Source organism: uncultured Eubacterium sp., from assembly GCF_937958975.1.
In the GTDB taxonomy this organism is placed as follows: domain Bacteria; phylum Bacillota; class Clostridia; order Lachnospirales; family Lachnospiraceae; genus Eubacterium_G.
In genome coordinates this window covers 1-6,681 of sequence record NZ_CALGRE010000016.1, presented here as the reverse complement: position 1 = coordinate 6,681, position 6,681 = coordinate 1, and the positions used below count along the sequence as shown (strand labels likewise).

Genomic DNA, 6,681 nt, shown 5'->3' with positions numbered 1-6,681 from the left:
CAATGGGATATGGTGTTGGTGCCTGTATCGGTTCCAAAATGGGCAATAAAGATAAGATAGTTGTAAATATTGCCGGTGATGGATGTTTTAGAATGAACATGAATGAGATTGCTACAGCGACAAGATATAATATTCCAATTATCCAGATTGTTATTAACAACCACGTTTTAGGAATGGTTAGACAGTGGCAGACATTGTTCTATGGTAAGAGATATTCAAACACAGTTCTGAATGATGGAGTTGATTTTGTTAAGATTGCTGAAGGAATGGGCGCAAAGGCTTATCGTGTTACTACAGTAGCGGAATTTGAAGAAGCATTAAAGGAAGCTATTCAGTTAAATATTCCTTGTGTAATTGATGCACAGATTGACCAGGATGACAAGGTATTTCCAATGGTTCCTGCGAATACTGCAATCAGTGAGGCATTTTCAGCAGAGGACTTGGCAGAAAAAGGATATGATTGTTAAGCTGATAGCTGAACTTACAACTGATATAAAAAAGATTATTATAGCATAAACAAAAACATGGAGGTATTATAAAATGGCTAGAGTATACAATTTCTCAGCAGGTCCGGCAGTATTACCGGAAGAAGTATTAAAAGAAGCAGCAGAAGAAATGCTTGATTACAAAGGATGTGGAATGAGTGTGATGGAGATGAGCCATCGTTCGAAAGCATTTCAGCAGATTATTGATGAGGCAGAACAGGATATTAGAGATTTAATGCATATTCCTGATAATTATAAGGTGTTATTCCTTCAGGGTGGAGCTTCACAGCAGTTTGCGGCTGTACCTATGAATTTAAAGAAAAATGGAAAAGCTGCTTATATTGTAACGGGACAGTGGGCAAAAAAGGCAGCACAGGAAGCAGAAAAGTATGTAGAGGTGCAGAGAGTTGCTTCTTCTGCGGATAAAACTTTTTCATACATTCCGGATTGCAGTGATTTAGATATTGATGATGATGTAGATTATGTTTACATATGTGAGAACAATACAATTTACGGTACCAAATATCATGAATTACCAAATACAAAGGGACATACTTTAGTAGCAGATGTATCCTCATGTTTCTTATCAGAACCTGTGGATGTAGAAAAATATGGTGTGATTTATGGTGGGGTTCAGAAGAATGTTGGACCGGCCGGTGTTGTAATCGCCATTATTAGAGAAGACTTAATTCCGGAAGAAGTAGATGCATCAGTTCCAACAATGCTTGCATGGAAAACACAGGCAGATGCTGCTTCACTTTATAATACACCTCCATGTTATGGTATTTATATCTGTGGAAAAGTATTTAAATGGATTAAGAAGATGGGCGGCTTAGAGGCTATGAAGAAACATAATGAAGAAAAAGCAAAGATTCTTTACGATTTCTTAGATAACAGTAAATTGTTCCAGGGAACTGTAGTTCCAAAAGACCGCTCTCTAATGAATGTACCGTTTGTTACAGGCGATGAAGAATTGGATGCCAAGTTTGTCGCAGAAGCAAAAGCAGCCGGTCTTGAAAACCTTAAGGGACACAGAACAGTAGGCGGTATGAGAGCTAGTATATATAATGCTATGCCGATAGAAGGTGTAAAGGCATTAGTTGAATTTATGAAAAAATTCGAGGCAGACAATGCACAATAGCATTTAGGTGTACTGTGTATCAATATAAGAAGGAGAGAAAAGATGACAAAAGTAAATTGCTTAAATCCTATTTCAAATTTAGGAACAGATTTATTAAATGATAATTATGAAATGACAGATAATTTTGCTGAGGCAGACGTCGCATTAGTGAGAAGCGCTGCAATGCATGATTTAGATTTGCCGGAAAGTCTTATGGCAGTGGCAAGAGCTGGTGCAGGTGTAAATAATATTCCATTGGACAAATGCGCAGAAAAGGGTATTGTTGTATTCAATACTCCGGGTGCTAATGCAAATGGTGTTAAGGAGCTGGTTCTTTGCGGAATGTTGCTTGCTTCAAGAGATATTATTGGTGGAAATAAATGGGTGGATGATAATAAGTCCGATGAAAACATCAATAAGACAATGGAGAAGGCAAAGAAAAATTTTGCAGGAAATGAAATTAAAGGTAAGAAGCTTGGTGTAATTGGTCTTGGAGCAATTGGAAGATTAGTTGCAAATATGGCGGTTTCTATGGGAATGGAAGTATATGGTACAGACCCATTTCTTTCTGTAGAAAGTGCATTGAGTCTGAAGAGAGCTGTAAATCTTGTAAAGACAAGAGAAGAGATATTCAAGACATGTGATTTCATTACAGTTCACACACCACTTCTTGATGATACGAGAGAAATGATAAATAAGGACACAATTGCAATGATGAAAGATGGAGTTGTAGTTCTTAATTTTGCCAGAGATTTACTTGTATGTGACGATGATATGGCAGAGGCCTTAAAGACAGGAAAAGTAAAGAAGTATGTCACAGATTTTCCAAATGCGAAAACAGCAAATATGGAAGGTGTTATTGCAACTCCTCATCTTGGAGCCTCCACAGAAGAATCCGAAGATAATTGCGCTGTAATGGCAGTAAATGAGATTATGGATTTTGTGGATAATGGAAATATTGTTAATTCAGTGAATTATCCAAATGCAACATTGGGTGTTTGCGATAAGGCAGCCAGAATAACAGTTTGTCATAAAAACATACCAAATATGATTGGACAGCTTACGTCTGTTGTTGCGGCAGAAAATATTAATGTAGCAGACATGGTAGATAAATCAAAGGGTGATTTTGCTTATGCTATTATGGATTTAGACCATTCGGCAACAGAGGCATTGGTTCAGAAACTGAGTGCTGTTGAGGGTGTAATTAAAGTAAGAGTAGTAAAATAGAGTTTATATAATTTACGAATTGGTATAATATGAAATGAGGCTGTTGTTGAGATAGCCTCATTTCTAATATGGAGAAGAATATGAATTTTTTATTTGCAAATAGTGTAGAAGAAATACAGTCAAATGTAGATAAATTGAATGAAGATGTAAGTAAGCTGACAAAATTTTTAGACACTGCATTGGAAAAACTAATAGATTTTGGGTTTAGTATTATTGTTGCAATTATCATCTTCTTAATTGGCAAGATAATTATAAAGCTTGTAAGAAAATTTATTAAGAATATCTTTACAAAATCAAAAGTAGATGAGGGTGTTATAAAATTTATTGATTCAATTGTAAACGTGGCAGGATATATTATTGTATTGATAATTATCTGTGCTGAAATAGGAATACAGACCACATCATTTGTCACGCTTCTCGGTACCGCCGGATTGTCTGTGGGTCTGGCATTGCAGGGAAGTCTGTCTAATTTTGCAGGCGGTATTCTAATTCTTGTATCGAAACCGTTTAAAATAGGTGATTATGTTATGATTGACGGTGAGGAAGGTACAGTTATTAAAATTGATATTGTATATACGACTCTGGTAAAATATGATAACAGAATTATCAAGTGCCCGAACGGTGAAGTGTCAAATAAAACGATTGTCAATTATACAAATATGGATGGAAGACGTGTTGATGTAAAATTTTCTATTCATTATGATAGTGATATTTCCAAAGCAAAGGAGATTGTCACAAACATTATCCTTAATTGTCCTTATACGTTAAAAGAAAAGAAAAATAATGTTGTGGTGACAAAATTGGATGAAAGTAGTGTTAATTTAGAGACTAGAGCCTGGGTTCGTCCGGATGATTACTGGGATGCATTTTTTTATTTGAACGAAGCAATAAAATCTGAGTTAGAAAAAAATAATATTGTTATTCCATACAATCAGTTAGAAGTGCATGTGAAGAGTTAAGATTATGATTTGTATTATTTGTTTAGACCAAAAGGATGGAATGATTTTTAATCATCGGAGACAGAGTCAGGACCGCTGTGTCAGAAAAGATATTCTTAATATGGTGGAAAATAATAGGCTGTATATGAGAGCGTATAGTTATAAACAGTTTGGAGAAGTGGGAAAAAATATTATTGTCTCAGAAAATGCTTATAATGAAGCAGATAGAGGGGAATATTGTTTTATAGAAAATGAGATTTTTGATGAGTCTAAAATTGAAAAAATAATTGTTTATAGGTGGGATAAGGTATATCCCGCAGATTACCGGTTTCAATTTACGCATTGGAAACTTATAGATTTATCAGAGTTTCAGGGATATTCTCATGAAAAAATTGTGAAAGAGGTGTATATAAAAAATGCATAATAAAATGAAACAATTTTTTATACTGATGTTTTTTGTTTTATTTATATTATCGGGATGTAATCAATCGGAGACGACATCTTATTATGCTTCAATAGATGAGATACCGGAATACAGTGGAATACCATATATAGCAATTAATGATAATGAGCCGGAGTTTACTGAGAAAGAAATTACAGGCAGGTCTTTTGAGAAATATTCAAAATTAGACCGACTGGGAAGATGTGGTGTGGCAGTGGCATCTGTGGGAAAAGATATTATGCCAACGGAAAAAAGAAGCTCCATTAGTCAGATAAAACCGAGTGGATGGCAGTCGGTGCGTTATGATTTTGTAGATGGAAAATCTCTTTATAATCGATGCCATTTAATTGGATATCAGTTGACCGGTGAAAATGCAAATGAAAAAAATCTTATTACAGGTACAAGATATATGAATGTAGAGGGGATGCTTCCATTTGAAGATATGGTGGCAGATTATGTGAAGGAAACAGATAACCATGTGATGTATCGTGTAACACCGGTGTTTCAAGGTGACGAGATTGTTGCCAGGGGAGTGCAGATGGAAGGATATTCCGTAGAAGATGAGGGAGAAGGGATATCTTTTAATGTGTATTGTTATAATGTGCAGCCGCAGATTATGATTGATTATGCCACAGGAAATAGTAAATTAGATAATAATGAGAGTTTCGTAGAGGAATCAACAAAGACGGAACAGACGAAAAATAGTTCAATGGTATATGTTTTAAATATGAATACACAAAAGTTTCATTTGCCAGGTTGTAGTAGTGTAAGTAATATACATAAAGAGAATAGAGGAGAGTATAAAGGAACAAGGGAAGAATTAATTGAGCAGGGATATGAGCCTTGTGGAGTATGCAAACCATAATTATTTTGGGGTGCATTAAAAAGATAAGAAAAACCGTCTCATTTTGTGATTAAATGAGACGGTTTTGTATTTTCTATTTTAAATATTCATCGTAAATTTGAATTACCTGATTCATTGCTTCCGGGCTTGGAGCGCCGATTGTCATACGTTTGTTTACACATGTTTCCAGGCTGATTGCATCATAAATGTCTTTTTCAAATACCGGACTGATTGCTTTATATTCTTCCAGCGTCATATCGTCCAGAGCAATTCCTTTTTCTTCACAGAATAAAACTAATTGACCGACAATTCCGTGAGCATCTCTAAATGGAACTCCATGATTTACGAGGTAATCGGCTGCATCTGTAGCGTTGGTAAAGCCATGTTTTGTGCTATTTTCCATATTGGTTTTGTTAAAAGTCATAGTGTCAATCATTCCTGTGAAAAGAAGAATACATCCTTTAACAGTGTCAATGGCATCAAATGTAAGTTCTTTGTCTTCCTGCATGTCCTTGTTGTATGCCAATGGAAGTCCCTTCATTGTTGTGAGAATAGAAATAAGAGAACCATAGACACGTCCTGTTTTTCCCCGAATCAACTCCGCGATATCAGGATTCTTTTTCTGAGGCATAATACTGGAACCGGTGCTGTAAGAATCGTCAATATTCACAAAGCGGTATTCGTTAGAATTCCAGATACAAATTTCTTCACAAAACCTGCTCAAATGCATCATAATTGTGGAAAGACAGCTTAAAAGTTCAATAATATAATCTCTGTCCGATACGGAATCCATGCTGTTTCGTGTAGGACCTGTAAAGTCAAGGAGTGTGGCAGTATATTCTCTATCTAACGGATAGGTTGTGCCGGCCAATGCTCCTGAACCCAGCGGACAATAATTCATTCTTTTATAAATATCGTCTAATCTTTCACGGTCTCTCTGAAACATCTCAAAGTATGCACCGAAATGATGTGATAGCGTAATTGGCTGAGCTTTTTGCAGATGAGTAAAACCTGGCATAAAAGTCCCGGTGTTTTCTTTCATAACTTTTAAGAGTGATGAAAGAAGGGTTTTTAATAAATTATTAATTTCTAAAACTTCATCTCTTGTATAAAGTTTCATATCCAGAGCCACCTGGTCGTTACGACTGCGTCCGGTATGCAGTTTCTTTCCTGCATCACCTACACGTTGAATTAGATTTGCCTCAACAAAACTGTGAATATCTTCACTTTCTTTATCAAAAGATAGTGTGCCGTTATCAATATCAGATTTTATTCCTTCAAGTCCCTGAATAATCGTATCCATTTCCTCTTTAGTTATAATCCCCTGTTTTTGGAGCATTGTTACATGTGCAATACTGCCTCTGATATCCTGTGAATAAAATTTTTGGTCAAAGGAAAGTGATTCGTTAAAATTATGAACTAACTGATTTTCTTCCTTAGTAAAACGACCTCCCCATAATTTCATATGTATACCTCGCTTTATGTTGTTTTTATGTCTTTAAAGAGTATATCATTACAGTGGTGGTTTTTCAATTAAACTTTTGCTATAATACTTGTAACCAATCCGAAGGATTGATTACCTGCTTGAGTTTCATCTGCGAAGCAGATTTAAAATGAAACTCAAT

General features: G+C 35.5%; 7 protein-coding genes. 6 read left to right on the top strand and 1 reads right to left on the bottom strand.

What is annotated here, in order from left to right; all coding sequences use genetic code 11:
• From Q5O86_RS02985 to Q5O86_RS02960, 6 genes are all read left to right on the top strand, one after another.
• Positions 1-467 (top strand): thiamine pyrophosphate-dependent enzyme (locus Q5O86_RS02985; RefSeq protein WP_302625665.1); only part of this gene is annotated, 467 nt, incomplete at its 5' end.
• A gap of 73 nt (positions 468-540) precedes the next feature.
• Entirely contained in the window at positions 541-1,626 is a 1,086-nt protein-coding gene (serC, locus tag Q5O86_RS02980) for a 3-phosphoserine/phosphohydroxythreonine transaminase (RefSeq protein WP_302625664.1), read from the top strand.
• Positions 1,627-1,668: 42 nt separating this feature from the next.
• Complete coding sequence (locus tag Q5O86_RS02975; protein WP_302625663.1) at positions 1,669-2,832, top strand: phosphoglycerate dehydrogenase; 1,164 nt, start codon at positions 1,669-1,671, stop codon at positions 2,830-2,832.
• Between the two features lie 80 nt (positions 2,833-2,912).
• Positions 2,913-3,791 (top strand): mechanosensitive ion channel family protein, encoded by an 879-nt coding sequence (locus Q5O86_RS02970; protein WP_302625662.1) that lies wholly within the window; start codon positions 2,913-2,915, stop codon positions 3,789-3,791.
• A 4-nt stretch (positions 3,792-3,795) separates the two neighbouring features.
• Positions 3,796-4,194, top strand: coding sequence for a ribonuclease Z (locus tag Q5O86_RS02965; RefSeq protein WP_302625661.1), 399 nt, complete (start codon positions 3,796-3,798; stop codon positions 4,192-4,194).
• Positions 4,187-5,077, top strand: a complete 891-nt coding sequence (locus tag Q5O86_RS02960) for a DNA/RNA non-specific endonuclease (RefSeq protein WP_302625660.1) — start codon at positions 4,187-4,189, stop codon at positions 5,075-5,077. The genes Q5O86_RS02965 and Q5O86_RS02960 overlap by 8 nt, the downstream gene beginning before the upstream one ends.
• A gap of 73 nt (positions 5,078-5,150) precedes the next feature.
• Here Q5O86_RS02960 and argH read toward each other — a convergent pair whose 3' ends face one another.
• Positions 5,151-6,521 carry an argininosuccinate lyase gene (gene argH, locus Q5O86_RS02955; protein ID WP_302625659.1) on the bottom strand — a complete coding sequence of 457 codons (1,371 nt, stop codon included), beginning with the start codon at positions 6,519-6,521 and terminating at the stop codon, positions 5,151-5,153.
• Positions 6,522-6,681 lie beyond the last annotated feature (160 nt).